Consider the following 23627-nt stretch of genomic DNA (forward strand, 5'->3'; position numbering starts at 1 on the left):
GCCTCAGCGCGCCATCTCGCGGTTGAAGCGCGCGATCCACTGCGCCCGCAGCGGATTGATCTTGGTCCAGTCATGCGAGACGAAGTTCGTGATCTCGCTGATCGAGCGCATCGGCACGTCGGCGCCGGGCGTGACGCCGGTGTTCACCGGCACGAAGAAGAAGGGCTCGGCCGCCAGCGTCGTCTGCACGGGCTGCGAGATCATGGTGTCGATGTACTTGTAGGCGCTGTCGAGGTTCCGGCTGCCCTTGGCGATGTGCATCGTCGTCACGAAGGCCGCGGCGCCCGTCTCGGGCACCGCGAAGTCGATGTTCACCCCGCGGGAGCGCAGCAGCGTCACCGTGTAGGTGTTGGTGTACATCAGGTCGATCTGGCCCTGCTGGAACAGGCCCGGCATCGCGGCCGGGGCGGCGACGGCCGCGACCTGGTCCTTGATCTTGCGCAGTTCGGCGAACAGCGGCTCGACATTGGTCTCGGACCCGCCGAAGACCTCCGCCATCTCGATCAGAGAGATCGTGCCGAAGGTTGTCTGGAAGCCCGTCAGGCCGAGCTTCGAGGCGTATTCGGGCTTGAACAGGTCGGCCCAGCCCTTCGGCTTCGCGACCTTGGTCGGGTTGTACGCGATGCCCACCACCTGCGCCGCCACCGCCGCGCCATGCGCATCCGAATAGCCGTTGGGCAGCTGGGCCCGGTTCGAGAGCTTGGTCGGATCGAAGGCCTCGAACAGGCCGAGGTCGATGCCCGAGACGCGCGGGCCGGGGTCGAGCACGAAGACATCGAAGGGCGGATTGCCGCGTGCCGCGCGCGCCTTGGCGATCTGGTCGACGGCGAACAGCGGCTCGAAGGCCACGTTGATGTTGTGTGCCTCCCGCAGGCGGGGGGCGAGCACGGCGCGCAGAGCCTCGTCCCAGCCGCCGGGATAGACGGCGGCGGTCATGGCGGCCTGCGCCTGCGCGGCGTTCCAGGGCAGGGCGGCGCCGGCCATGGCGGCGCCGAGGAGGTGGCGGCGGCTGAGTGCGGTCATGTGGTCTCTCCTTCGGGGAACAAGGCGGGGGTGGCGCCGGGCAGCAGCCCGATGCGCACCGGCCCGGGCGCCGGCGGCGCGCCGTGCCGGGCGGCGTGGAGCTTCAGCTCCAGGGCGCCGCATTCGATGTCGTGGATCAGCGCGGGGCCGAGCGGCAGGGACTGCCGCAGCCGCGCGGGAAAGCCCTCGGCCGCCTCGGTCAGCGCAAGCTGCTCGGGCCTGGCGCAGACCACGACGCGCGCGCCGGTGTCGAAGCCGCGCGCGCTCTCGACCGCGACCGTCGCGCCGGCATCGAGGCGGATGCGATAGCCCGCGCCGTCCCGCGCCTCGATCCGGCCGGGCAGGCGGTTGGTGGTGCCGACGAAGCCGGCGACGAAGGCGGTGGCCGGGCGGTCATAGACCTCGGCCGGCGGCGCCACCTGCTCGACGCGCCCGGCATTCATCACGGCCATGCGGTCGGACATCGACATCGCCTCGTCCTGGTCGTGCGTGACCAGCACGGCGGTGACGCCGAAGCGGCGCTGGATGCGCTTGATCTCGAGCTGCAGATCCAGCCGCAGCGCGCGGTCGAGCGCGGCGAAGGGCTCGTCGAGCAGCAGGATGGAGGGCTCGATCGCCAGCGCGCGCGCCAGCGCCACGCGCTGCTGCTGCCCGCCCGAAAGCGCGCGCGGGCGGCGCTCCGCGAAGCCCTCCATGCGCACGGCAGCCAGCGCGGCCTCGACCTTTCGGACCACCACGGCCTTCGGCAGGCGGCGCGCCTCAAGGCCATAGGCGACGTTCTCGGCCGCGCTCATGTGCGGGAACAGCGCATAGGACTGGAACACGATGCCGACGCCGCGCCGGCCGGGCGGCAGCCGGTCGATCGCCGCGCCATCGACCAGGACGCGCCCGGCCTCGGCGCGGATGAAGCCCGCGACCGTGCGCAGCAGCGTCGTCTTGCCGCAGCCCGAGGGGCCGAGCAGCGCGACCATCTCGCCCGGCTCGACACTCAGCGTCACGTCGCGCACGGCGACCGTCTGCCCGTAGCGCACGCGCACGCCATCGATGTCGAGGCGGTGCCCGCGCGGGCGCGCATCGCGGTCCGGCTTCGTCTCCTCAGGCTGCGGATGATCCAGCATCCGCCCCGTTACGCAATGCCCGTGCCATGGGCGTCATGGCGAGGATCTCGGCACCCCGGCGCGCCAGCGCCGCTAGGCTGCCTTTTTCTTGGGCGCGCCTGCGCGCTTCGGCCGCACTACGCGCGGACGCCCGCTGCGCGGCGCGGCCGTGCCGGTCACTGGGCGCGGATGTCGTTCTCCCGCACCACCTGGCCCCAGCGCGCCCAATCCTCGGCGACGATGCGGACGAAGGCGGCCCGGTCGCCGCCGGCCGGCTCGGCGCCGAAGCCGCGGATGCGCTCGACCACGTCGGGCAGCTTCACGATGGCATCGAGTTCGGCGTTCAGGCGGTCGAGGATCGGCTCGGACGTCCCACGCGGCGCGAAGACCCCGCCCCAGAAGCCGACCACGTGGCCGGGCACCGTCTCGGCCACGGTCGGCACGTTCGGATAGACGGGGGAGCGTGCGGCCCCCGTCACCGCGATGGCGCGCAACGCCCCCGTCTCGAGCTGCGCGCGCGGCGCAAAGAGCCCGTCATGCGCCACGTCGACATCGCCCCGGATCAGCGCCGTGATCGAGGGCTGGTTGCCGGCATAGGGCACGTGCGTGACCTCGATGCCCGTCTGGCGCATCAGCAGCACCAACGCCAGGTGGTTGATCGCACCCGCCCCCGGCGTCGAGACGGTCAGCCTGCCGCCCCGCTCGCGCGCCAGGGCGATGAACTCCGCCATGGTACGGGCGGGGAAATCCGGCCGGCAGATCAGCGCCAGCGGCGAGTTCTGCGCGAGGAAGACCGGCGCCAGCGCCTGCGTCGGGTCGAGCGTCGCCTGCCGGTTCACGACCAGCGCGATCAGCGTCGAGGGCGAAGTGTAGAAGAAGGTCGTGCCGTCCGGGGCGGAGCGCGCGACATTGTCGGCCGCGACCTGCGTGCTGGCGCCCGGGCGGTTCTCGACGATGAAGCTGCTGCCGGGGATGCGCTCCGAGAGCTTCTGCGCCAGCAGGCGCGCCATGATGTCGTTGGCGCCGCCCGCGGCAAAGCCCACCACGATGCGCACCGGCCGGCTGGGCCAGGCCTGCGCCCGCGCGACGCCTGCGGCCGCGATCACCGCGGGCGCTCCCAGCAGCGCCACGCGGCGCCCGATCCCCTGTCCCATCGACGTTTCCCTTCCCTGGTGTCGTGCCGGAGGCTAGCGCGAATTTCGCATGACCGGCACGGGGCCTGTCAGCCGGCCACGACCTCGAAGTGCGGCACCTCGACGAACTCGTCATCTGCCGAGGTGCCGTCCTTCCACATGAAGACGGCGAAGCGCGCCACCCGGTCGACCACCGTGAACGGGTGGTGCCAGACGTCCGCGCCATAGGTCACGCCCTGGTCCGGCCGCGCGAGGAAGGCGCGCGCGCGCGCCATGTCCGGCCCGCCATCGGCGCCATGCGGCGCGACCACGACGAGCCAGCGCCCGGCCTCCATCGGCACGAAGGACTGCGATGAATGCAGGTGCCGCTCCATGGTGGTGGAGGCGAGCGGCAGCGCCGAGGGCTCCTTGCAGGTGAAGTACATCGCCGGCTTCGCATGCGCGCGCCGGTTCTCGAGCACGCCGTCGATGTGCAGCCGTCCCGGCGCTTCCGGGGCGGCGAGGACCTCGCCGAAGGGCGCGAAGGCCTCGGCGGTCAGCGGTTCGGTGATGAGGCGCATGGTTTCCCTCGGTTCGTGTCGCGGCGATGATCGGGGGCGCCGCGCGCCCCGTCCAGGGCCCGGCCGCGAGGGGGAGACGCATGAGGCTCAGGGACAAGGTCGTGGTCGTGACGGGCGGCGCCTCCGGCATCGGCCGGGCCATTGCGGTGCTGTTCGCGCGGGAGGGCGCGCGCGTCGTGATCGGCGACGTGACCGAGACGCCGCTCGAAGGCGGGCCGCCGACCCGGGAGGTGATCGAGGCGGCGGGCGGCACCGTCCGGTTCCGGCCCTGCGACGTGTCATCCTGGGCGGATGTCGATGCGCTGGTCGGCGCGGCGGTCGCGGAGTTCGGGCGGCTCGACGTCATGGTGAACAACGCCGCCATCCGCGGCGAGGGCAGGCCGCTGCTGGAGACCAGCGAGGCCGACTGGGACCGCGTGATGGCGGTAAACGCGAAGGGCGTCTTCTTCGGCTGCAAGCGCGCCGTGCAGCAGTTCCTGGCGCAGGACCCGGTGGAGGAGGTGCGCGGGCGGATCGTCAACATCTCCTCCCAGCACGGCATGGTCGCCGCCCCGGGCAAGATCGCCTACGGCACCGGCAAGGCGGCGGCGGCCTACATCACGAAGCAGGTGGCGGTGGACTACGCGAAGCAGGGCATCGTCTGCAACGCGGTGGCGCCCGGGCGCATCCTGACCGGACGTCCCGCCGGGCCGGGCACGGACGCCATGGCCTATTCCGAGATGCGTACGCCCATGGCGCGGCTCGGCCGGCCGATGGACGTCGCCTCGGCCGCACTGTTCCTCGCGAGCGGGGAGGCGACGTTCCTCACCGGCCACAACCTGATGGTCGATGGCGGGTGGATGGCGTTCTGAAGGGAAAGGGGGGGGGGAGAAGGGAACTTCTCCCCCCGCACCCCCCACAACCTTCTTTGTTATTTGGTGCCCCACCTTCCGGGATGAGCGCCAAATTCCAAAGAAGGGAGGGAGGGAGGTTCCGCTCTCCCGGCACCTTCGTCCGGCGCTACCGCAGCACGAAGTCGGTCATCACCTCCGGCCTGAAGGCGAGCCCGTGCCCCGGCGCCTCGGGCGCCGTGATCGTGCCGTTCGCGATTTTCGGCAGGCTCACGAAGACATCGTCGAGCAGTCCCATCTGCTCGGCCCAGATCCCGTTCGGGATGCTCGCCAGCAGGTGGACGTTGAGTTCCGGGAAGAGGTGCGGCGCGATCGTGACGCCGTGGGTGTCCGCCAGCGCCACGATCTTGCGCAGCTCGGTGAAGCCGCCGCGCATCGGGTCCGGCTGCAGGATGGGGATCCGCCCGCGCTCGAGCAGCGGCAGCAGGTCGGCGCGGCCGAAATGCGTCTCGCCCCCCACCACGCGCAGGTCGAGCGCCTCCGCGCAGCGGAGATAGCCGGCGAAGTCGTCGGCCAGCACGGGCTCCTCCAGCCAGTAGACGTCGAAGGCCTCGAACTTCCGGCCCATCGTGATCGCGACATCAGCCGTCCAGCCCATGTTCACGTCGATCATGATCTCGACACCGGGCCCGACGGCCTCGCGCATCCGCCGCACGTTGTCGAGGTCGGTGCTCAGGTCGCCGACATAGGCGACCTGCATCTTGATCGCCCTGTATCCCTGCGCGACGTAGTGCCGCGCCTTGGCGATCATCCCGTCGCCGCGGCTGCCGCGGAAGCAGCCCGACCCGTAGATGGGGATCTGGCTGCGGAAATGCCCCCAGAGCCGGTGCAGCGGCAGCCCCGCCGCCTTGCCCACCACGTCCCAGAGCGCGATGTCGATGGCCGATTGCGCCATCATCGCCACGCCGCCCCGCCCGCCCGTCAGCGTCGCGCGCCAGAGGTCGCGCCAGATCGCCTCGATGGCCGTCGCGTCGCGACCGAGGATGCGCGGCGCCATCGCCTCCTCGATGCAGGCGCCGATCGTGCGCTGCAGCGGCAGGTTCAGCAGGTGCAGGTAGCCCATGCCGGTCAGGCCCGAGGCGGTCACCACCTCCACCACCACCAGGTCGCGCATGGCGCCGAGCGCATGCCCGGCCAGCCACGGGTCCTCGGGCCAGGGCAGGCGCAGCAGGGTCGTGCGGACCTCGCGGATCGTCAGGTCGGTCATGGCGTCCTCCTCCGGCACGCCGAGCCTGCGCGCGGCGACCCGGGCGGGCAAGGCCCGTTGCCCGCGCAAGGTCCCGCCGCTAGTGACGGGGCCAGGAGGCGTGCATGCGGGACATCTCGCGCCAGGCGACGATCGAGCGGCTGCGGCAGGACCCGGCGCCCGACGTTCTCGTCATCGGCGCCGGCATCAACGGCGCGGCGGTGTTCCGCGACCTGGCGCTGAACGGCGTGCGGGTCGTGCTGGCGGACCGCGGCGACATCGCGGAAGGCGCCTCCTCCGCGCTGTCGCGCATGGTCCATGGCGGGCTGCGCTACCTCGAGACCGCGGAACTCGACCTGGTCCGGGAAGGCGCGACCGAGCGCAACCGCCTGCTGCGCAACGCGCCGCACCTGGTCGCGCCGCTGCGCACCATCGTCCCGCTGTACGACCGCCTGGGCGGCACGCTGGCCGCGATCGGCAGGCTGTTCCGCCGCCCGTCGAAATCCGGCCGGCGCGGCGCGGTGCTGGTCCGGATCGGCCTCGCGCTCTACGACTGGCTCGGCCGGCACGAACGCACCATGCCGCGGCACCGGATGCTGGGCCGCCAAGCCGCGCTCGCCGCCATGCCGGGCCTCACGCCCGACATCACGGCGGCGGCCGAGTACTGGGACGGCTGGGTCTCGCATCCCGAGCGCATCAATCTGGAACTGGTGCTCGACGCGCTGGCCGCGGCGCCGCAGGCCGAGGCGCTGACCTACATGGCCGCCGACGGCCCGGACGCCGAGGGCGTCGTGCTGCGCGACGCGCTGACCGGGGAGACGCTCCGCCTCGCGCCCCGGATCGTGGTGAACGCGGCGGGCGCCTGGATCGACCGCGTCAATGCGCCGCTCGGCATCAACCGGCGCATGATCGGCGGCACCAAGGGCTCGCACCTCGTGATCGACCATGACGGGCTGCGCGAGGCGCTTGGCGGCGCGATGCTGTATTTCGAGGCGCCGGACGGGCGCACCTGCATCGTCTTCCCCTTCCTCGGACAGGTGCTGCTCGGCACCACCGACATCCGCGTGGAGGACGCCGACGTCGTGCGCTGCGAGGAGGCGGAGGTGGACTACCTCCTCGCCGTGCTGCGGGAGGTCCTGCCCGCGGTCGCGGTGGGGCGGGAAAACATCCGCTTCCGCTATTCCGGCGTGCGCCCGCTGCCCTACGTCGACAGCGCGACGCCGGGGATGATCCCGCGCACGCACAGGCTGGTGGCGAGCGAGGCAACGGCCGGACGCCCCTTCCCCGTGCTGTCGATGGTGAGCGGCAAGTGGACGACCTTCCGCTCCTTCGGCGAGGAAGCGGCGGACGAGGTGCTGCGCCGGCTCGGCCGCGCGCGGCGCACCGGCACGGCGGGCTTGCCGATCGGCGGCGGCGCCGGCTTTCCCGACGACCGTGCCGCCTGGTGCGCCGAGGTGGCGGGCGAGACCGGCGTGCCGCGGCCGCGCATCGAGGCGCTGATGGCGCGCTACGGCACCCGCGCGCGCGACGCGGCGCGCGCCATCGCCGCCGGCCCCGACGCGCCGCTCGCCGCCCTGCCGGACCATTCGACCGCCGAGATCGCCTGGATCGCGCGGCAGGAGATGGTCACGCGGCTTGCCGACGTGATCCTGCGCCGGACGCTCGTCGCGCTGCAGGGCGACGCCGGCGAGGAGGCGGTGCGCGAGGTCGCGGGCGTGCTGGCCGGCGCGCTCGGCTGGTCCGCGGCGCGCCGGGCGGAGGAGGAGGCGGCGACGCTCGCGCTGCTCCGCGAACGTCACGGCGCTGGCTATCCGTTGAAGGCGACGCGCCCCGTCTCGGCGATATCGTAGCCGCCCATCCGCGCCGCCCGCGCCGCGAAGGCCGCGCCCCGCGCGAAGGCCAGCAGCGTCTGCACGGGCGGCTCGAAATAGTCGCGCCGCGCCATCACCAGGTCGAAGCGCTCGCGCACCAGGGGCACGAAGCCGAGGCCGCGGGCGGCCGCCTCGGCCCGGATGCCGAAGCCGGCCTGGGCGCGGCCTTCGGCGACGGCGGCGGCGACCTCGTCCTCGGCCAGCGCGGGCTCGGGCAGGAAGGTCAGGGCGTCGAGCCGGAGCCCGGCCTCGGTCAGCAGGTGGACCAGCAGCACGTGGCTGCCGGCGCGGTTCTGCCGCCCGACCACCGCGATGCCGGTCCGTGCGAGGTCCGCCACTCCAGCGAGGCCGAGCGGATTGCCCGGCGCCACCAGCAGCCCCTGGTCCCGCCAGGCCCAGGTGATGCCGACATGCCCGCCAGCGCCGAGTTCGCGCCGCGCCGCGGGCGCGTTCCAGGCGCCGCTGTCGGCGTCGAGCAGATGCGCCGCCGCCACCACCGCCTGCCCCGCCGCCAGCGCACCCAGCCCGTCCAGGCTGCCGCCGGCGCGCAAGGCAAGCCCGCAGCCCGATTGCCGCACCGCCCAGTCCAGCAGCGGGTCGTGGCTGCCCGCCAGCACCGGCGGCGGCGCGACGCGATGCGGCGCATCGCCGCCATCGGCCCGGGCCGCCAGCCAGCGGTCCAGCAGCGCGCGCGGGAAGACCCACTTGCCGCCGAGCAGCGCGGCCGGAACCTGCCGCCCGCGGGCGAGGTCATAGAGCGCGCGTTCCGACAGCCGCAGCCAGGCGGCGGCTTCCTTCAGCGTGAGGACATCCGGCATCATCCGGCAATTGCCGGCAAATGCCGCCGACGCGTCAAGGGTCTCCGCCATTGACGCGGTCATCTGCCACCGTCATTTCAGACGCTGGGGGAGACAGGCGTGCAGGACAGGCGCAGCCGAGCATGGATGACGGCACGGCAGCATCGCGGCGGGCCGGGATGCGCCCGCTGATGCGCGCGCCCGATGTATCCGAACTCCGCCGGAACGCGGAGTTCGTGATGGCCGCCGCGCAGCCGCCGCACCAACCCTGCACGGGACAAGGCCAGGATCCTTCGGCATCCGGGGTCACCATCCTGCCGCTCGCGGTGCGCGGCCTCGGCTTCAACGTGGGCGGGCTGCGCATCCTCTCGGATGTCACGCTGACCCTTCTGCCCGGCGCGCCCACCGTCATCCTCGGGCCGAACGGCGCGGGAAAATCCCTGCTGCTGCGGCTGTTGCACGGGCTGGTTGAGCCGACCGCGGGCGAGGTCTCCTGGGCCGGGCGCGAGGGCGACGCCGCGCGACGCCAGGCGATGGTGTTCCAACGCCCCGTGCTCCTGCGCCGGTCGGTGCTGGCGAACGTGCTCTACCCGCTTCGCCTGGCCGGCGCCGCGGACCGCGAGGCCCGCGCGGTGGCGGCGCTCGACCTGGTTGGCCTCACGGCGCTGGCCGACCGCCCGGCGCGCCGGCTCTCGGGCGGGGAGCAGCAGCGCCTCGCGCTGGCACGCGCGGCGGCGACGAACCCCGACGTGCTGTTCCTCGACGAGCCCTGCGCGAGCCTCGACCCTGCCGCGACGCGCGCGGTGGAGGGCATCGTGGCGACGCTGGCCGCGCGCGGCACCAAGATCGTGATGACGACGCACGACCTTGGCCAGGCGCGGCGCCTGGCGGGGGAGGTCGTCTTCCTCCATGGCGGCCGGCTGCTGGAGCACACGCCGGCCGCGCAGTTCTTCGGCGCGCCCGCCAGCGCCGAGGCCGCTTCCTTCCTGCGCGGCGAGTTGCTCGCGGCCTGACACCTCGGGAGACCGACGATGATCCGCAGGTGCCTGATCGCCCTTGCCCTGCTCGCCGCGCAGCCGGCGGCGGCGCAGGAGCGCAGCATCACGATCGCCTCCACAACCAGCACGGAACAATCGGGCCTGTTCCGCCACATCCTGCCGATCTTCGCGGCGGCGACCGGGATCGCGGTGCGCGTGATCGCGCTCGGCACCGGGCAGGCGCTGGACACGTCGCGGCGCGGCGACGCCGACGTCGTCCTCGTGCACGACCGCGCGGCCGAGGAACGCTTCGTGCGCGATGGCTTCGGCGTCGAGCGCCGGCACGTCATGTTCAACGACTTCGTGCTGATCGGCCCCGCCGCGGACCCGGCGCGCATCGCCGGCCTGGCCGACACGCCGGAGGCGCTGCGCCGCATCGCCGCCGCGTCCGCGCCCTTCGTGTCGCGCGGCGACCGCAGCGGCACGCATGCGGCGGAACTCCGCCTCTGGCGCGCGGCCGGCATCGACCCCGTGGCGGGCCGGGGCCAGTGGTACCGCGAAGTGGGCCAGGGCATGGGCCCGGCGCTCAACACTGCCGCGGCCCAGAACGCCTATCTCCTGGCCGACCGCGGCACCTGGCTCGCCTTCCGCAACCGCCAGGATCTCCGCATCCTGGTCGAGGGCGATGCGCGGCTGTTCAACCAGTACGGCGTCATGCTCGTGAACCCGCAGCGGCATCCGCATGTGAAGGCCGCCGACGGGCAGCGCTTCATCGACTGGATCCTGTCGCCGGCGGGACAGGCGGCGATTGCATCCTACGGGATCAGCGGGGAGCAACTTTTCTTCCCGAATGCGGCCGAGGCCGAGCCGACCTCGTGAAAGGCCGGGGGGAGAAGGGAACTTCTCCCCCCGGACCCCCCTCAACCTTTTCTGGCACCTGGCACGGATCCCGGGCGTACAGCGCCAAATGCCAAAGAAGGTTGGGGGGTGCGGTGGGAAATTCCCTTCCCCCCGCCCTTCCTGCTCCAAGCCCCGTTCAGCCGGCCCAACGCACCGCGGCGCCGCGCAGCCCCTGCGCCAGCGCATTGACCGCCAAGACGATCAGCATCAGGACCATGCCGAGCGCCAAGGCCAGCGGCAGGTCGCCCTTCGAGGTCTCGAGCGCGATCGCCGTCGTCATCACGCGCGTGTAGCCCTCGATGTTACCGCCCACGATCATCACAGCGCCGACCTCGGCCGCGGCGCGCCCGAAGCCGGCCAGCAGCACCGTGAACAGCGCGAAGCGCCCGTCCCAGAGCAGCGTCGGCACCGCGCGCGCGGCCGAGACGCGGAAGGAGCGGAACTGCTCGGCGTATTCCTCCCACATCCCCTCCAGCACCTGGCGCGCCAGGGCGGCCACGATGGGCGTGATCAGCACCGCCTGCGCCACCACCATCGCCGCCGGCGTGAACAGCAGGCCGAGCGGGCCGAGAGGGCCCGAGCGTGACAGCAGCAGGTAGATCAGCAGGCCGCAGAGCACCGGCGGCAGCCCCATCAGCGCGTTCAGCGCGACGATCACCCCGGACCGCCCACGGAACCGTGCGACCGCGAGCAGCGCGCCGAGCGGCAGGCCGACCACCGCCGCGATCGCGAGCGCGCCGAGGCTGACCCGCAGCGACAGCCCGACGATGCCGAGCAGCGCCGGGTCGCCCCCCGCGACCAGGCCGAAGGCGGCGGAGAAGGCGCTGCCGATGTCGTTCATGCGGCCATCATACCGGCCAGATGACCCACACATAGAGCGCATAGAGCGCGACCAGCCCCGCCCCTTCCCGCCGCCCGACGCGCCAGCCCGTGCGCGCCACCGCCAGCAGCAGCAGCGAGACGGCCAGCATGACGGGCGCATCGAAGGCCGCGATCTGCGCCGGCACCACGGTCGGCGAGATCAGCCCGGTAACCCCGGCGATGCCGAGCACGTTGTAGATGTTCGAGCCCAGCACGTTGCCGATCGCGACGTCGGCGTGCCGCCGCAGCGCCGCGACGACCGAGGTCACGAGTTCCGGCATCGAGGTGCCGACGGCGACGATGGTCAGGCCGATCACCTCCTCCGACACCGCGAGCGCGCGGGCCAGACCGACCGCGCCATCCACCAGCAGCCGCCCGCCGAGGACGACCAGCGCGAGCCCGCCCACCAGCAGCGCGAGCGAGACCAGGAGCCCGCGCCGCCCCGTGCCCGGCGCGGCGGCATACGCGCCATGAACGCCCCTGGGATGCGTCTCCTCGAAGGCCTGGGCCTTCTCGAAGGCGGCGGTATGCCCGTCCGTACCGGCCGATTCCTGCCGCCAGGCATGGACGATGTAGGCGACCAGGAGCGCCACGAAGACGCCGCCCACCACCCGGTCCAGCGTCCAGGCGAGGCCGACCGCGAGGAGCATGGCGGCGGCCGCCGCGCCGATGACCCCGTCGCGCGCCAGGGCCGCGGAGGAGACGCGCACCGGGAAGACCACCGCCGAGATGCCGAGGATCAGCAGGATGTTCGCGATGTTCGAGCCGACCACGTTGCCGACCGCGATGCCAGGCGAGCCCGCCAGCGACGCCTGCACGCTGGTCACGAGTTCCGGCGTCGAGGTGCCGAACCCCACCAGCGTGAGGCCGATCAGCAGCGGCGAGACGCCGAAGCGCTCGGCGATCTGCACCGCGCCGCGCACCAGCCCTTCGCCGCCGAGGACGAGCAGCACCAGCCCGCCGATGATGAGCAACGCCGTCTCCATCGTCTCCCGCCTGTCAGGTTGCGGCGGTCAGATGGGGAGGCGTGCGGCCTCAATCCACCCGGGCGCCGCTGACGCGGATGATCTCGGCGTAGCGCACGCGCTCGGCGCGCAGGAAGGCGCCGAATTCGTCCGCCGTCATGGACAGCGGCTGCGCGCCGAGCCCCTCCAGCCGCGCCAGCACGGCGGGGTCCGCGACCATGCCGCGCAGGATGGCATTGAGCCGGTCGACGATGGCGGGCGGCGTGCCCTGCGGCGCGGTCAGGCCGAACCAGGCGGTTACGTCGTAGTCGGGCACGCCGGCCTCGATCATGGTCGGCAGTTCGGGCGCGAAGCGGGACCGCTCGCGGCTCGTGACCGCCAGCGCGCGCACGGCGCCGCTGCGCACATGCGGCAGGATCTGCGGCAGGTTGTCGAAGGCGATCTGCACGCGCCCGGCGAGCAGGTCCGCCAGCATCAGCGCGCCGCCGCGATAGGGCGCGTGCACGATGTCGACGCCCGCGCGCATCTTGAACAGCTCGCCCGCCAAGTGGACGGAGCCGCCCGCGCCGGCCGAGCCGAAATTCATCGTCCCCGGCCGCGCCTTCGCCAGCGCCACCAGTTCCGCGATGCTGTTGGCCGGCACCGAGGGATGCACCACGGCGATCGAGGCGATGGTCGCGAAGGCGCCGACCGCGGCAACGTCGCTGACGCCGTCATAGCCCGGCGTCGGGAACAGGATCGGCGCCGTCACATGCGTGGACGGCGCGGCGACGGCGAGCGTGTAGCCGTCGGGCGGGGACCGCACGGCCATCTGCGTGCCGGTGGTGCCACCGGCGCCGCCGCGGTTCTCGACCACCACGGTCTGGCGGAGCTCCGCCTGCAGCCGCTCGGCCATCATGCGCCCGAAGGTGTCGGTCAGCCCGCCGGGCGGGAAGGCGACGACCAGGCGGACGGGGCGATTCGGCCAGGGGGCCTCCTGCGCCAGGGCGGGGGCGGCGAGCAGGCCGGCGGGCAGCAGGGCGAGGCGGCGGCGGTGGATCACGGCAGTCATCCTTGAACAGGGGCTCATCCAGGGGCGGCGCCGACCACGACCGGGCGGGCCGGATCGGCGCTCCAGGCGGACCAGGAGCCGGGGAACAATGCAGAATCGATGCCAATGGCGGCGAGCGCGGCGATGCCGTGCGCCGCCGAGATGCCCGCGCCGCAGGTCACGCCAACCGGGCGCGTGCCATCGGCGCCGAGCCCGGCGAACAGGTGGCGCAGCGTCTCGGTGTCCAGGAAGGTGCCGGCCTCGGTCAGCGCATCCGCCGCCGGCGCACTGAGCGAGCCCGGGATATGGCCGCGCGGCGCTTCCCCCAGCGCGACGGCGCCGCCGATATAGTTGCCGCGGATGCGCGTATCGAGCAGCACGCCGTCCCGCGCCATCGCCGCCGCCGCATCGGCGTCGAGCACCTTCATGTGCCCCGCCGACAGCACGACGTCGCCCGGCGGCGGCGCCCCGGGCTCGATCGCGATGGGCAGCCCCGCCGCGATCCAGGCCGGGAAGCCGCCATCCAGCAGCAGCACGGGCGCAAGTCCCGCCCAGCGCAGCACCCACCAGCCGCGCGCGGCGGTCAGGCAGCGGTCGTGGTCGTAGAGCACCACCGGCACGCCCCGGCGCAGGCCCCAGGCGGCCGCATGGCGCTGGAGGTCCTCGATCGCCGGCAGCGGGCGGCTGCCGCGCGTGCCGCCGCCGGGGCCGGCGAACTGGCTCGGCAGGTCGGCGTCCACCGCGCCCGGGATGCGCGGCACGGCGGCGAAATCGGCCAGCGCCTCGGCCCCGGCGTTGCGCACGGCGAGTATGGAGACCTCCTCCCCCGCCGCGATCCGGCGGGAGAGGGCGGCGGCGGTGATGAAGACGTCCTGGCGCGGGTCCACGGCGATGCTCCCTCAGGCGAAGTGGAGCACGCCGCGATGGTCGATCGCGAGCGGCACCGTGCCGGGCCGGGCGGCGAAGGCCTCGACGGGGTGGAACAGATAAAGCCAGGGCGGGTTCTCGTGCAGCCGGCGCAGGCAGCGCGCATAGGCCGCGGCGCGCGCGGTCTCGTCCAGGCTGCGGTTCGCCTGCGCGATCAGGGGCTCCAGCACGGGGTCGTCGTGCCCCTGCCACCACTGCCCACGCACCGCCGAGGATATCTTGTCGTTCAGCACGCGATAGGTGGAGGCGGGTGAGCTGTCGAAGATTGCCATGTCGCCGATCTGCCCGCGCCCGACCTGGCGGGCATAGTCCGGGCGGTCGGCTACTTCCTGGATGCGCGGATCGAGGCCGATGGCGCGCAGCCCGTCGGCCACCATCGCGCTGATGGCGGGCGCCTTCTCCGGCATGTGCAGCGGCGTGCGGATCAGCACCTCGGCGCCGCCGCCGGCCTCGTCGAGCAGCCGCCGCGCGAGGTCGCGGTCGGGCGCGATGGGGACGAGCCCGGCCTCCGCGTGGCCAAGGTGGAAGGGGCTGACGATGGTGGCGGCCGGCACGCCCATGCCGTGGAACAGCTCGTCGACGATGGCCTGCGCGTCCACCGCGTGGTTCGCCGCGCGCCGCGCCGCCGGATGGGCGAAGACCCCGCGGCGGCACTCCAGGTAGAACATGACCGAGAGCGTGTTCGGCGCCTCCCCCCACGTCAGGCCGGGCGCGCGGGCGCGGGGGTTCGCCATGCGCTCGAGGTTCGTCGCGGCGTCGGCCAGGCCCTCGAGGACCATGCGGTAGCGGTTGTCGGGATCGCGTTCCGCGATGAGATGGATGCGCGACGGCGCGCGCGCAGGGTCCACGGCCTCGATCAGCGCCTCGGCCCCCGGCTCCAGGGCCACGACGCGGTAGGGGCCGGTGCCGAGCGTCGCCGCGCCGTCGGCGCCGGGCTTCAGCACGAAGAACTCGGACAGGATCTCGGGCAGGTCCGCGACCGGCGCGGGCGTCGAGATCGAGAGCATCCCCGGCCCTTCGGGCGTGATCCGCGCACCGGCGAGATAGCGCGAATACGCCCAGGGCATGCCGAACATGTCGAGGCCCGAGAGATGGTCGCGGATCGTCTGGGCCACGTCCTCGGCCGTGCAGCGCCGGCCGTCGTGGAACGTCGCGCCGGCCCGCAGCGCGAAGGTCCAGGACCGGCCATCATCCTCGTGATGCCAGGCCGCGAGCAGTCCGGGCAGCACGCGCCCGTCGCGCCAGGTGCAGAGCGGCTCGGCGACCAGGCTGCGGATCGTCAGGATGGAAGTGTCGTCCGTCACGCGGCCCGGCGGCAGGAAGTCCACGCGCTCAAACGCGACCGTCAGCACCATCCACCGCCCCCTGGCTTGACGGACCCCGTGCGGCCCTTAGCGTCCGGAGCCGACAGGAGAACGACATGGCCGCGGATTACGCAATCACCTTTTTCTACTACGCGGATCTCGCGCCGGCGGCGCGCTTCTACGAGGAGGTGATGGGCTTCGACCTCGTGCTGGACCAGGGTATGGCGCGGATCTACCGGATCGCGGGGCGCAGCTACTTCGGCATCGTGGACGGGAATCGCGGCCACCTGCGGCACCAGGCGACAAGCGCCGTGCTGCTGACCATCGTGGACGAGGATGTCGCCGGATGGCATGCGCGCATGACGGCGGCGGGCGTGGCCGGCCTCTCGGAGATCCAGCGCGGCACCTATTGCGAGCATTTCTTCTGCGAGGACCCGGCCGGCTACGCGATCGAGGTGCAGCGCTTCCACAACCCGGAGGTGGCGCGACTGTTCACCGCCTTGTAGGTCACGCGAGGCCGTGGAAGGTTCTGCACGCGACGCGGGAGGACGACGATGATCGAGGACGCGAAGACGGCACGGCAGATGTACGCAGCGGCGAAGGCCGCGCCGGCGCGCGCGCGCTTCGGCTTCGGCCGGCGCGCCGCGCTCGTGAACATCGACCTGCAATGCGCCTACACGCAGGTCGGCACGTACGCCACCGCCTACGAGACCGATCCACGCCAGATCGAGCACGTGAACGCGCTGGCCGCGGCCTTCCGCGCGCGCGGTTGGCCTGTGGTCTGGACGCATGTCGCCTACCTGCCCTCGGGCGAGGATTGCGGCGTCTGGGGGACGCGCTCCGACACGCCGGACAGCCTGCAGAACATCAAGGAAGGCTCGCCGCGCGCGGCGCTCGACCCGCGGGTGCAGCGCCTGCCGTCCGACATCCTGATCAACAAGCGCATGGCGAGCGCCTTCTTCGAGACCAACCTGCGGTCCCTGCTGACCTTCCACGGCACCGACACCGTGGTCGTCACGGGCGGCTCGACCTCGGGCTGCGTGCGCGCGACGGTCGTGGACGGCCTGTCCTGCGGATACCGCATGATCGTCCCGGAGGAATGCGTGGCCGACAAGCACGAGAGCCCGCATTTCGCGAACCTGTATGACATGGCGGTGAAATACGCCGACGTGCTGCCGGTGGCCGAGGTGCTGGCCGCCATTCCCCGCATGGAGGGCTGACGCCGATGCTGAAGACCCCCGGCCACTACGCCTACATGCCCTGGCGCCGCCGGCCCAGGATCACCTGGCCGAACGGCGCGCGCGTCGCCTTCTGGGTGGCGCCCAACATCGAGCACTACGAATACGACCCGCCGCCCAATGCGCGGCGGATGCCCTGGCCGCGCCCCGTGCCGGACGTCTCCGGCTATTCCTGGCGCGACTACGGCAACCGGGCGGGCTTCTGGCGCATGGCGGACGTGATGGCGCGGCACGGCGTGCGCGGGTCGGTCAGCCTCAACGTCGCGGTCTGCGACCACTACCCCGAGATCATCGAGCGCTGCTGCGCGCTGGACTGGGAATTGTTCAGCCACGGCACCTACAACACCCGCTATTTCTACGGCATGTCGGAGGACCAGCAGCGCGAGGTGATCCGCGAGAACCGCGAGACCATCCTGCGCGCCTCCGGCCAGGCGATGGATGGCTGGCTGACGCCCGCGATCTCGAACGACGAGACGACGCAGCACATCCTGGCCGAGGAAGGCGTGCTCTACACGCTCGACCTGCTGCACGACGACCAGCCGACACCGATCACGACGCGCGGCGGGCAGCGCCTGGTGAGCATCCCCTATTCGCTCGAAGTGAACGACGTGCCGCTGCTCGTGATGCGCAACACGCCGCCCGAGCGCTACGCCGAGATCTGCAAGGCGCAGTTCGACACGCTGTACGAGGAAGGCGCCGAGAGCGCCACGGTCATGTGCCTGCCGCTGCACCCCTTCCTGATCGGCCAGCCGCACCGCATCGCGGCGCTGGAGGAGGTGCTGCGCCACGTCACCGGCCACGACAAGGTCTGGCTCGCGACGGGGCGCGAGATCGCGAAGCACTACATCGACCACCATCTGGCCGCGCACGAGGCCTGGATCGCGGAGGGCACGCCATGAGCGGGCTGCCGGCGGACTACTTCGTCTATCCCAGGCGCGGCCGTGGCATGGACCACGATCGCTACCCGTTTCGCATCCTGCCGCGCACGGCGCCCGTGCAATGGCCGGGCGGCGCGCGCATCGCGCTCTGGGTCGCGGTGCATGTCGGGCATTTCCCGATGGACATGCCGCTGAAGCCGATCGTCGCGCCAGGCGGCATGGAGCGGCCCTATCCGTCCTTCTGGGACTTCACGCAGCGCGACTACGGCAACCGCATCGGCATCTACCGCATGATGCGCGCGATGGCAGCGCGCGGCGTGGCGGGAACCGCCCTGATCAGCGCGCAGCTCGCGCAGGAATACCCGGCGCTGATGGATGACATCGCGGCCGCGGGGTGGGAGCCCGCCTGCGCCGGCCTCGACATGGGCCACATCCACCATGGCGGCGTGGCCGAGGCCGACGAACGCGCCTGGGTCACCGAGGCCACCGCGCTGCTGCGCGGGCGCTTCGGGGCTGCGCTGCGCGGCTGGCATTCGCCGGCGCATTCGGAATCGCACCGCACGCCGGACCTCGTGGCCGAAGCGGGCTACGCCTGGACCAGCGGCTGGGCGAACGACGACATGCCCTACGCCTTCGCCACGGACGCCGGCACGCTGACCGCCATGCCTCTGTCGCAGGACCTGGCCGACCAGCGCATGCTGCACCAGCAGAACATGCCGACCGAGGCCTTCACCAACGCGGTCCTCGCCGCGCATGCGGCCCTGGACGCGGAGGCGGAGGCCACCGGCGGCGGGCGCATCCTCACGCTGTCGGTCACGCCCTGGCTGATGGGCCAGCCGCACCGCATCCGCGCCTTCGGGCAGATGCTCGACGCCATCCTGGCGCGCGGGTCGGTCTGGAGCGCCAGCGGCAGCGAGATCACGGCGGCGTGGAAGGCGCAGGCGGGGTAGCGCCGCGCGCCTAGCCGCGCAGCGCGAGCGCCACGCCCGACAGCGTGAGCCCGAGCGCCGCGCCCTCCCGCCAGCCGAAGGGCTCGCCCAGGAAGATCGCCGCCCCCGCCACGCCCACCACCGGCGTCAGCACCGTGCCGAGCGAGGCGAGCGAGGCCGGCAGCCGCCGCAGCGCCGCGAACCAGCTGAGGTAGCAGAGCCCGAGCGCGAAGACGCCGCCATAGGCGAGCAACGCCCATCCCCGCCCCGACAGCGCGCCCAGCCCCGGCGGGTCGAACACCACCGCGCCGAGCGCCAGCGGCAGGATGCCGAGCCCGACCTGCCAGACGGTCGCCGCGGTCGGCGGCAGGCCGAGCGGCCGGCGCTTCGTCACCACCGTGCCGAGCGAGAACAGGATGGCCGAGCCAAGTCCCAGCGCGACCCCCGGCACCTTCGCCAGCCCGACCGAGACGCCCTTCCCCAGCACCAGAAGCGCGAGCCCCGACAACGCCAGCACGAGCCCCGCGATGCGCGCCGCGCCGAGACGCTCCCCCAGCATCGCCCAGGCCATCAGCGCCGCCCAGACAGGCATGGTGTAGCAGACGATCGTCGCCTCCGCCGCGCTCAGCCAGAGCAGCGAGAAGGAGGCAAGCCCCATCCACGCCGTGACATTCAGCAGCGAGACGAGCACGAGCCGCGGCCAGAGCGCGCGCGGCACCGTCAGCCTCTCGCGCAGCGCGAGGGCGATGCCGAGCAGCATGAGGAAGCCGATGCCGCCCCCCGCCGCACGCGTGGTCAGCACCGGCAGTTCCTCGAGCAGCAGCTTCATCGCGGGCCAGTTGAGGCCCCAGCCGAAGGTGGTGACGAGCAACAGCGCAAGCCCCGCGGGATCCGGCGCCCGCGGGGCAGCGCCGCTCACTGCATGAAGTCCGGCTCTTCGCGGGTCAGGATGCGCTTGATGCTCTCGAGATGGAGGCGCGCGCTCTCGCGGTCGCCCTCCCGCATCTGGGCGTAGGTCCTGGCCGCCATCTCGGGCGGCACGGGCTTGAGCGCGCGGCCGGTGGACAGCGCGAGCCGCTGCGCCTCCGCCGCGCGCTCGAGGTAGTAGAGGTCGTCCCAGGCCTCGGCGACCGTCGGCCCGACCACCATGACGCCGTGGTTGCGCATGAAGACGATGTCGGCGTCGCCGATGCTGGCCGCGATGCGGTCGCCTTCCTTCTCGTCGAGGGCCAGGCCGCCATACTCCTCGTCCACCATGGTCCGGCCGTAGAATTTCAGCGAACTCTGCCCCGCCCAGGCCAGCGGCGGGCCCTCGACCATCGCGAGCGCGGTCGCGTTCGGCATGTGGGTGTGGAAGGCCGCCTTCGCCCGCGGCTTGTTCAGGTGGACGCGGGCATGGATGAAGAAGGCGGTCGCCTCCGGCACGCCCTCCCCCGCCACCACGTTGCCCTGGAAGTCGCAGACCAGCAGGCGCGACGCCGTGATCTCGCTGAACGCCCAGCCATAGGGGTTGACCAGGAACAGGTTGTCCCGCCCCGGCACGACGAAGGAAAAGTGGTTGCAGATCCCCTCATGCAGTCCGAGCCGCGCCGCCATGCGGAAGCAGGCGGCGAGGTCGACACGAGCCTCGCGGACGGCCTCCGCGTCGAGGTCGGTGTTGCGCAGGATTGCGGGCGCGCCGGGCGCGCCGAGGGCATGGGCCATGGATGATCGCTCCCGGAAGGGTGGTGCCGAAGTTCCCCCAGCGACGGGACTTGAGCAAGACGCAAGGCGGAGCAAGATGCCCGGGGGAGAGGGAGAGACGCCATGCACCGCCGATTCGTGCTCGCCGCATTGGCGGCCCCCGTGGTGGCGGCATCATGGCCGGCCAGGGGGCAGGCGGCGCCGATCCGCGTGCTCGGCACCGGCGCCGTCGCGGCCTCGACGCGAGACCTGGCCGCCGCCTTCACCGCCGCCGGCGGCCGTGCGGTCGCCATCGCCACCGCCAATGCCGGCGTCGCCGCCCGCCGCCTGCGGGACGGCGAGGCCGCCGACCTCATGCTGAACAGCGCGACTCAGGTCGCCCGCCTCACGGCCGATGGCCTGCTCGACGGCACGACGACGCGCGAACTCGGCCGCATGCTGATCGGCGCGGCGGTGCGGGACGGCGCGCCGAGGCCCGACATCTCGACCGAGGCGGCGCTGCGGGCGGCGATCCTGGCGGCGCCCACTATCGCGCACTCCGATCCCTCGACCGGCGCCACGGCCGGCACCCATGCCGCCCGGCTGATCGAGCGCCTGGGAATCGCGGAGGAGATGCGGGCCCGCACGCTCGTCTTCCCCGGCGGCGGCGCCGCGGTGCAGGCCGTGGCGGACGGGCGCGCCGCGCTGGCGCTGACGCAGATCAGCGAGATCATCGCCGTGCCGGGCGCTACGCTGGTGGGCCCGCTGCCGGATGCGGCGCAGCTCGTGACGCCCTATCTCGGCGCGGTCACGGCGCGGGCATCGGACCGGGACGGCGCGCTGGCCTTCCTGGCGTTCCTCACCGGGGCGGATGGGCGCGCGCGCTTCCGCGCCGCGGGCTTCGCGACGGCGTAGCGGCAGGGAGCCTGGAGCGCAGGTGGGGGGAGGAGAACCTCCCCCGATCCCCCTCCCTTCTTTGGAACCTGGCACGGGGCCTGGAAGGTCGGGCGCCAAGGGGCAGAGAAGGTTGAAGGGGATCCGGAGGGAGAAGTTCCCTTCGCCCCTCGCCTTTCACGCGGCCCGTGACCGGCGCCCCGGCCGGCCGGCATTCATCGTCACATACCCTCGGGCACTCGTGCCGTCGGCATCACTCCGGCGCCTCGGCCACCTCGACCGGCACCACTTCGACCCGCGCGATCCCCGCGCGGATCATGTCGAGGTCGCGTGCGATGCGCGGGCTGACGTCGACGATCCGGCCGCGGATCCAGGGGCCGCGGTCGAGCACGCGCGCCGTCGCGGTGCGGCCGTTGTCGAGGTTCGTCACGCGCACCACAGTGCCGAAGGGCAGGGTGCGGTGCGCCACGGTCTCGGACGCCGGGTCGAACCTCTGCCCGTTCGCCATGCGCCGGCCGGTAAAATGCCGCGCGTAATAGGAAGCGTGGCCGACCTGCGCCGGCCCGGTGGGCTGCGCCTCGGCCACCGGGCGCGGCGCGGCGGCGGCGACGTCCTCCCCCGCCCCGGCGCAGGCGGAGGTCAGGAGCGCGAGCCCGGCCACGGCCGAGCCGGCAAGCATGCGCCAGGGCCGACCCTCCGCCGCGCAGGGACGGCGGGCGATCGGGGCTGCGGGCCGGACGCGCGAAGGGGCAGTGCTGCGGAACGCCATTGGGGGCCTCTCCTTGGCGGTTCTGGCGACACGGGCCGATCGGGGGGACCCGCGCACCGGGCGGCGTTCGAAATGGCCGCCTGCCACAGATGACGCTTGAATACATGTCCGACCGAACGGCCGGCGGGCGATTCCATGCAGCAGAAATTCGAACAACGCAACAGGCCTGCCGCGGCGAGACTCTCGGAGACTGGTTCCCCTCACAGCATTGCAGGAGCAATATTTAAAAGTATTCATCACGCTTTTCTATTTTCTTAGGCATTCGCCTTGTCTGAATTGAAGCGCGGAACGATTGTATTCGTGAAGGTCGCCGCACGGCACCGGCGCGCCCCGCCCCGGTGGACAGGACGCGCCCGCAGGGCTTAGTCCGGACCGACGGTCACCAGCACGGGCACGGCATTCCATGAGCGGCACGAACCAGCGCATCGACGGCAAGCGGCTGTGGGACAGCCTTATGGCCATGGCCGAGATCGGCGCCACGCCCAAGGGCGGCGTGAAGCGCCTGACCCTGACCGATGTCGACAAGGCCGGCCGCCAGCGCTTCACCGCCTGGTGCGAGGCGCTCGGCCTGACCATGCGCGTCGACGCCATGGGCAACATGTTCGCCCGCCGCGAGGGCCGCGACCCCACGCGCCTGCCGGTGCTCTTCGGCAGCCACCTCGACAGCCAGCCCACGGGCGGCAAGTTCGACGGCGCGCTCGGCGTGATCGCAGGGCTCGAGGTGATGCGCACGCTCGCCGACCTCAACGTGGTCACCGAGGCGCCGCTCGAACTGGTGAACTGGACCGACGAGGAAGGCTCCCGCTTCGGCCATTCCCTGATGGGATCCGGCGTCTGGGCCGGCATCTACACGCAGGACAAGGCCTATGGCCTGAAGGACGTGGACGGCGTGACCGTCTCCGACGCGCTCGACGCCATCGGCTACAAGGGCGCGCACCCCGCCAAACCCTTCCCGGCCGATGCCTATTTCGAGTTGCACATCGAACAGGGCCCGATCCTGGAGCGCGAAGCGAAGCAGGTCGGCATCGTCACCGGCGCGCAGGCGCAGGTCTGGTACGACGCCGTCGTCACCGGCCGCGACAGCCACGCCGGCACCACCCCGCCGTCGCTGCGCCGGGACGCGCTGGTCGCGGCCGCGCGCGTGATCACGCTGGTCGACAACCTGATGCGCGCGCGCGGCGAGGACGGCCGCGGCACGGTCGGCTTCCTGCAGGTGCTGCCGGCCTCGCGCAACGTCGTGCCCGGGGAGGTGCGCTTCAGCGTGGAGTTCCGCCACCCGCTCGATGCCGAGATCGACGGCCTGGCCGCGACCTTCCCGGCCGAGGCCGCGCGTCTCGTGGCCGAGACCGGCTGCCGGCTCGACCTGACGGAGCTGTTCCGCATCCCGGCGCAGCCCTTCGACCCTGCCTGCGTGGACCTGGTGCGCCAGGCGACGCAGCGGCTCGGGCTCTCGGCGCGGGAGATCATCTCCGGCGCCGGGCACGACGCCGTCTATGTCGCGCGCAACGTGCCGACCGCCATGATCTTCACGCCCTGCAAGGACGGCCTCAGCCACAACGAGGCCGAGAGCATCCTGCCCGAGGAAGCCGAGGCCGGCTGCCAAGTGCTGTTCGAGGCGGTGGTCGCGCGGGCGAACCGCACGGCGTAGCGCAGCGCCCGACCGGGCATGGGCGGCGCCGCGATCCAGGCCGTCCGGAACGCGGCATCCAATCGGACATGGCTCCCGATGCGCGGGC

Annotated in this window: 24 protein-coding genes; 10 read left to right on the top strand and 14 right to left on the bottom strand. The window is 72.6% G+C overall.

The genetic code is table 11. The features are described 5' to 3' along the window. Positions 1 to 3: 3 nt before the first annotated feature. The 4 genes from E8M80_RS14065 to E8M80_RS14080 form a co-directional block, all read right to left on the bottom strand. Entirely contained in the window at positions 4 to 1023 is a 1020-nt protein-coding gene (locus E8M80_RS14065) for an extracellular solute-binding protein (RefSeq protein WP_137126333.1), read from the bottom strand. Continuing rightward, positions 1020 to 2141 carry an ABC transporter ATP-binding protein gene (locus tag E8M80_RS14070; RefSeq protein ID WP_137126334.1) on the bottom strand — a complete coding sequence of 374 codons (1122 nt, stop codon included), beginning with the start codon at positions 2139 to 2141 and terminating at the stop codon, positions 1020 to 1022. The genes E8M80_RS14065 and E8M80_RS14070 overlap by 4 nt, the downstream gene beginning before the upstream one ends. Positions 2142 to 2296: 155 nt before the next feature. After that, on the bottom strand, positions 2297 to 3274 hold the full coding sequence (locus tag E8M80_RS14075; protein ID WP_137126335.1) for a tripartite tricarboxylate transporter substrate binding protein: 978 nt from the start codon (positions 3272 to 3274) through the stop codon (positions 2297 to 2299). Positions 3275 to 3342: 68 nt separating this feature from the next. Further along, positions 3343 to 3813, bottom strand: a complete 471-nt coding sequence (locus E8M80_RS14080; RefSeq protein ID WP_137126336.1) for an ureidoglycolate lyase — start codon at positions 3811 to 3813, stop codon at positions 3343 to 3345. An 80-nt stretch (positions 3814 to 3893) separates the two neighbouring features. Here E8M80_RS14080 and E8M80_RS14085 point away from each other — a divergent pair, with 80 nt between their 5' ends. Then, positions 3894 to 4664 (top strand): SDR family NAD(P)-dependent oxidoreductase, encoded by a 771-nt coding sequence (locus E8M80_RS14085; protein ID WP_137126337.1) that lies wholly within the window; start codon positions 3894 to 3896, stop codon positions 4662 to 4664. Between the two features lie 148 nt (positions 4665 to 4812). On the opposite strand, the gene E8M80_RS14090 is transcribed toward E8M80_RS14085, so the two are convergent. Continuing rightward, on the bottom strand, positions 4813 to 5910 hold the full coding sequence (locus E8M80_RS14090) for a mandelate racemase/muconate lactonizing enzyme family protein (protein WP_137126338.1): 1098 nt from the start codon (positions 5908 to 5910) through the stop codon (positions 4813 to 4815). Positions 5911 to 6014: 104 nt separating this feature from the next. Between E8M80_RS14090 and E8M80_RS14095 the strand changes: the two genes are divergently transcribed. Next, entirely contained in the window at positions 6015 to 7739 is a 1725-nt protein-coding gene (locus tag E8M80_RS14095; protein WP_137126339.1) for a glycerol-3-phosphate dehydrogenase/oxidase, read from the top strand. Here the strand turns inward: E8M80_RS14095 and E8M80_RS14100 are convergent. Further along, complete coding sequence (locus E8M80_RS14100) at positions 7697 to 8629, bottom strand: helix-turn-helix transcriptional regulator (protein WP_170979411.1); 933 nt, start codon at positions 8627 to 8629, stop codon at positions 7697 to 7699. The genes E8M80_RS14095 and E8M80_RS14100 overlap by 43 nt on opposite strands. Before the next feature lie 71 nt (positions 8630 to 8700). Here E8M80_RS14100 and E8M80_RS14105 point away from each other — a divergent pair, with 71 nt between their 5' ends. Then, a complete protein-coding gene (locus E8M80_RS14105) occupies positions 8701 to 9570 on the top strand; it encodes an ATP-binding cassette domain-containing protein (protein ID WP_240790035.1) in 870 nt (289 codons plus the stop codon). 18 nt (positions 9571 to 9588) lie between these two features. Beyond that, positions 9589 to 10413, top strand: a complete 825-nt coding sequence (locus E8M80_RS14110) for a substrate-binding domain-containing protein (RefSeq protein WP_137126341.1) — start codon at positions 9589 to 9591, stop codon at positions 10411 to 10413. 157 nt (positions 10414 to 10570) lie between these two features. Here E8M80_RS14110 and E8M80_RS14115 read toward each other — a convergent pair whose 3' ends face one another. From E8M80_RS14115 to E8M80_RS14135, 5 genes are read right to left on the bottom strand one after another with little or no spacing between them, the layout of a single operon-like run. Continuing rightward, complete coding sequence (locus E8M80_RS14115; protein ID WP_137126342.1) at positions 10571 to 11275, bottom strand: ABC transporter permease; 705 nt, start codon at positions 11273 to 11275, stop codon at positions 10571 to 10573. Positions 11276 to 11282: 7 nt separating this feature from the next. Then, positions 11283 to 12281, bottom strand: a complete 999-nt coding sequence (locus E8M80_RS14120; protein WP_137126343.1) for a calcium/sodium antiporter — start codon at positions 12279 to 12281, stop codon at positions 11283 to 11285. Between the two features lie 49 nt (positions 12282 to 12330). Continuing rightward, on the bottom strand, positions 12331 to 13302 hold the full coding sequence (locus E8M80_RS14125) for a tripartite tricarboxylate transporter substrate binding protein (protein ID WP_240790036.1): 972 nt from the start codon (positions 13300 to 13302) through the stop codon (positions 12331 to 12333). A 23-nt stretch (positions 13303 to 13325) separates the two neighbouring features. Then, positions 13326 to 14177, bottom strand: a complete 852-nt coding sequence (locus E8M80_RS14130; protein WP_137126345.1) for a sulfurtransferase — start codon at positions 14175 to 14177, stop codon at positions 13326 to 13328. 12 nt (positions 14178 to 14189) lie between these two features. Then, entirely contained in the window at positions 14190 to 15572 is a 1383-nt protein-coding gene (locus E8M80_RS14135) for an ABC transporter substrate-binding protein (RefSeq protein WP_137126346.1), read from the bottom strand. Positions 15573 to 15637: 65 nt separating this feature from the next. Here E8M80_RS14135 and E8M80_RS14140 point away from each other — a divergent pair, with 65 nt between their 5' ends. Genes E8M80_RS14140 through E8M80_RS14155 form a run of 4 tightly spaced genes read left to right on the top strand, consistent with a single transcriptional unit; the run spans position 15638 to position 18587 of the window. Further along, positions 15638 to 16027: a VOC family protein gene (locus E8M80_RS14140; protein WP_137126347.1), complete on the top strand. Its 390-nt coding sequence runs from the start codon at positions 15638 to 15640 to the stop codon at positions 16025 to 16027. Between the two features lie 48 nt (positions 16028 to 16075). Further along, complete coding sequence (locus E8M80_RS14145; protein ID WP_137126348.1) at positions 16076 to 16741, top strand: isochorismatase family protein; 666 nt, start codon at positions 16076 to 16078, stop codon at positions 16739 to 16741. Between the two features lie 5 nt (positions 16742 to 16746). Then, complete coding sequence (locus E8M80_RS14150) at positions 16747 to 17658, top strand: polysaccharide deacetylase family protein (RefSeq protein ID WP_137126349.1); 912 nt, start codon at positions 16747 to 16749, stop codon at positions 17656 to 17658. Beyond that, the gene (locus tag E8M80_RS14155; protein WP_137126350.1) at positions 17655 to 18587 is read left to right on the top strand and encodes a polysaccharide deacetylase; all 933 of its coding nucleotides are present in this window, start codon (positions 17655 to 17657) and stop codon (positions 18585 to 18587) included. The genes E8M80_RS14150 and E8M80_RS14155 overlap by 4 nt, the downstream gene beginning before the upstream one ends. Positions 18588 to 18597: 10 nt before the next feature. On the opposite strand, the gene E8M80_RS14160 is transcribed toward E8M80_RS14155, so the two are convergent. Then, a complete protein-coding gene (locus E8M80_RS14160) occupies positions 18598 to 19485 on the bottom strand; it encodes a DMT family transporter (RefSeq protein WP_240790037.1) in 888 nt (295 codons plus the stop codon). Then, a complete protein-coding gene (locus E8M80_RS14165) occupies positions 19482 to 20270 on the bottom strand; it encodes an aldolase (RefSeq protein WP_137126351.1) in 789 nt (262 codons plus the stop codon). The genes E8M80_RS14160 and E8M80_RS14165 overlap by 4 nt, the downstream gene beginning before the upstream one ends. Positions 20271 to 20372: 102 nt before the next feature. Here E8M80_RS14165 and E8M80_RS14170 point away from each other — a divergent pair, with 102 nt between their 5' ends. Next, the gene (locus tag E8M80_RS14170; protein WP_137126352.1) at positions 20373 to 21143 is read left to right on the top strand and encodes a substrate-binding domain-containing protein; all 771 of its coding nucleotides are present in this window, start codon (positions 20373 to 20375) and stop codon (positions 21141 to 21143) included. Positions 21144 to 21375: 232 nt separating this feature from the next. On the opposite strand, the gene E8M80_RS14175 is transcribed toward E8M80_RS14170, so the two are convergent. Then, on the bottom strand, positions 21376 to 21801 hold the full coding sequence (locus E8M80_RS14175; protein ID WP_137126353.1) for a septal ring lytic transglycosylase RlpA family protein: 426 nt from the start codon (positions 21799 to 21801) through the stop codon (positions 21376 to 21378). Between the two features lie 493 nt (positions 21802 to 22294). Between E8M80_RS14175 and E8M80_RS14180 the strand changes: the two genes are divergently transcribed. Then, complete coding sequence (locus E8M80_RS14180; RefSeq protein ID WP_137126354.1) at positions 22295 to 23539, top strand: Zn-dependent hydrolase; 1245 nt, start codon at positions 22295 to 22297, stop codon at positions 23537 to 23539. Positions 23540 to 23627: the final 88 nt, after the last annotated feature.

It is taken from the genome of Roseomonas sp. HF4 (assembly GCF_005222755.1).
GTDB lineage: Bacteria > Pseudomonadota > Alphaproteobacteria > Acetobacterales > Acetobacteraceae > Neoroseomonas.

Excerpts from the sequence above, each read along its gene's own strand:
- E8M80_RS14090 (WP_137126338.1), bottom strand. The coding sequence starts at position 5,910 with ATGACCGACCTGACGATCCGCGAGGTCCGCACGACCCTGCTGCGCCTG.
- E8M80_RS14145 (WP_137126348.1), top strand. The coding sequence starts at position 16,076 with ATGATCGAGGACGCGAAGACGGCACGGCAGATGTACGCAGCGGCGAAG.
- E8M80_RS14120 (WP_137126343.1), bottom strand. The coding sequence starts at position 12,281 with ATGGAGACGGCGTTGCTCATCATCGGCGGGCTGGTGCTGCTCGTCCTC.
- E8M80_RS14070 (WP_137126334.1), bottom strand. The coding sequence starts at position 2,141 with ATGCTGGATCATCCGCAGCCTGAGGAGACGAAGCCGGACCGCGATGCG.
- E8M80_RS14115 (WP_137126342.1), bottom strand. The coding sequence starts at position 11,275 with ATGAACGACATCGGCAGCGCCTTCTCCGCCGCCTTCGGCCTGGTCGCG.
- E8M80_RS14180 (WP_137126354.1), top strand. The coding sequence starts at position 22,295 with ATGAGCGGCACGAACCAGCGCATCGACGGCAAGCGGCTGTGGGACAGC.
- E8M80_RS14080 (WP_137126336.1), bottom strand. The coding sequence starts at position 3,813 with ATGCGCCTCATCACCGAACCGCTGACCGCCGAGGCCTTCGCGCCCTTC.
- E8M80_RS14170 (WP_137126352.1), top strand. The coding sequence starts at position 20,373 with ATGCACCGCCGATTCGTGCTCGCCGCATTGGCGGCCCCCGTGGTGGCG.
- E8M80_RS14165 (WP_137126351.1), bottom strand. The coding sequence starts at position 20,270 with ATGGCCCATGCCCTCGGCGCGCCCGGCGCGCCCGCAATCCTGCGCAAC.
- E8M80_RS14110 (WP_137126341.1), top strand. The coding sequence starts at position 9,589 with ATGATCCGCAGGTGCCTGATCGCCCTTGCCCTGCTCGCCGCGCAGCCG.
- E8M80_RS14100 (WP_170979411.1), bottom strand. The coding sequence starts at position 8,629 with ATGGCGGAGACCCTTGACGCGTCGGCGGCATTTGCCGGCAATTGCCGG.
- E8M80_RS14140 (WP_137126347.1), top strand. The coding sequence starts at position 15,638 with ATGGCCGCGGATTACGCAATCACCTTTTTCTACTACGCGGATCTCGCG.
- E8M80_RS14095 (WP_137126339.1), top strand. The coding sequence starts at position 6,015 with ATGCGGGACATCTCGCGCCAGGCGACGATCGAGCGGCTGCGGCAGGAC.
- E8M80_RS14135 (WP_137126346.1), bottom strand. The coding sequence starts at position 15,572 with ATGGTGCTGACGGTCGCGTTTGAGCGCGTGGACTTCCTGCCGCCGGGC.
- E8M80_RS14075 (WP_137126335.1), bottom strand. The coding sequence starts at position 3,274 with ATGGGACAGGGGATCGGGCGCCGCGTGGCGCTGCTGGGAGCGCCCGCG.
- E8M80_RS14065 (WP_137126333.1), bottom strand. The coding sequence starts at position 1,023 with ATGACCGCACTCAGCCGCCGCCACCTCCTCGGCGCCGCCATGGCCGGC.
- E8M80_RS14085 (WP_137126337.1), top strand. The coding sequence starts at position 3,894 with ATGAGGCTCAGGGACAAGGTCGTGGTCGTGACGGGCGGCGCCTCCGGC.
- E8M80_RS14155 (WP_137126350.1), top strand. The coding sequence starts at position 17,655 with ATGAGCGGGCTGCCGGCGGACTACTTCGTCTATCCCAGGCGCGGCCGT.
- E8M80_RS14105 (WP_240790035.1), top strand. The coding sequence starts at position 8,701 with ATGGATGACGGCACGGCAGCATCGCGGCGGGCCGGGATGCGCCCGCTG.
- E8M80_RS14175 (WP_137126353.1), bottom strand. The coding sequence starts at position 21,801 with ATGCTTGCCGGCTCGGCCGTGGCCGGGCTCGCGCTCCTGACCTCCGCC.
- E8M80_RS14150 (WP_137126349.1), top strand. The coding sequence starts at position 16,747 with ATGCTGAAGACCCCCGGCCACTACGCCTACATGCCCTGGCGCCGCCGG.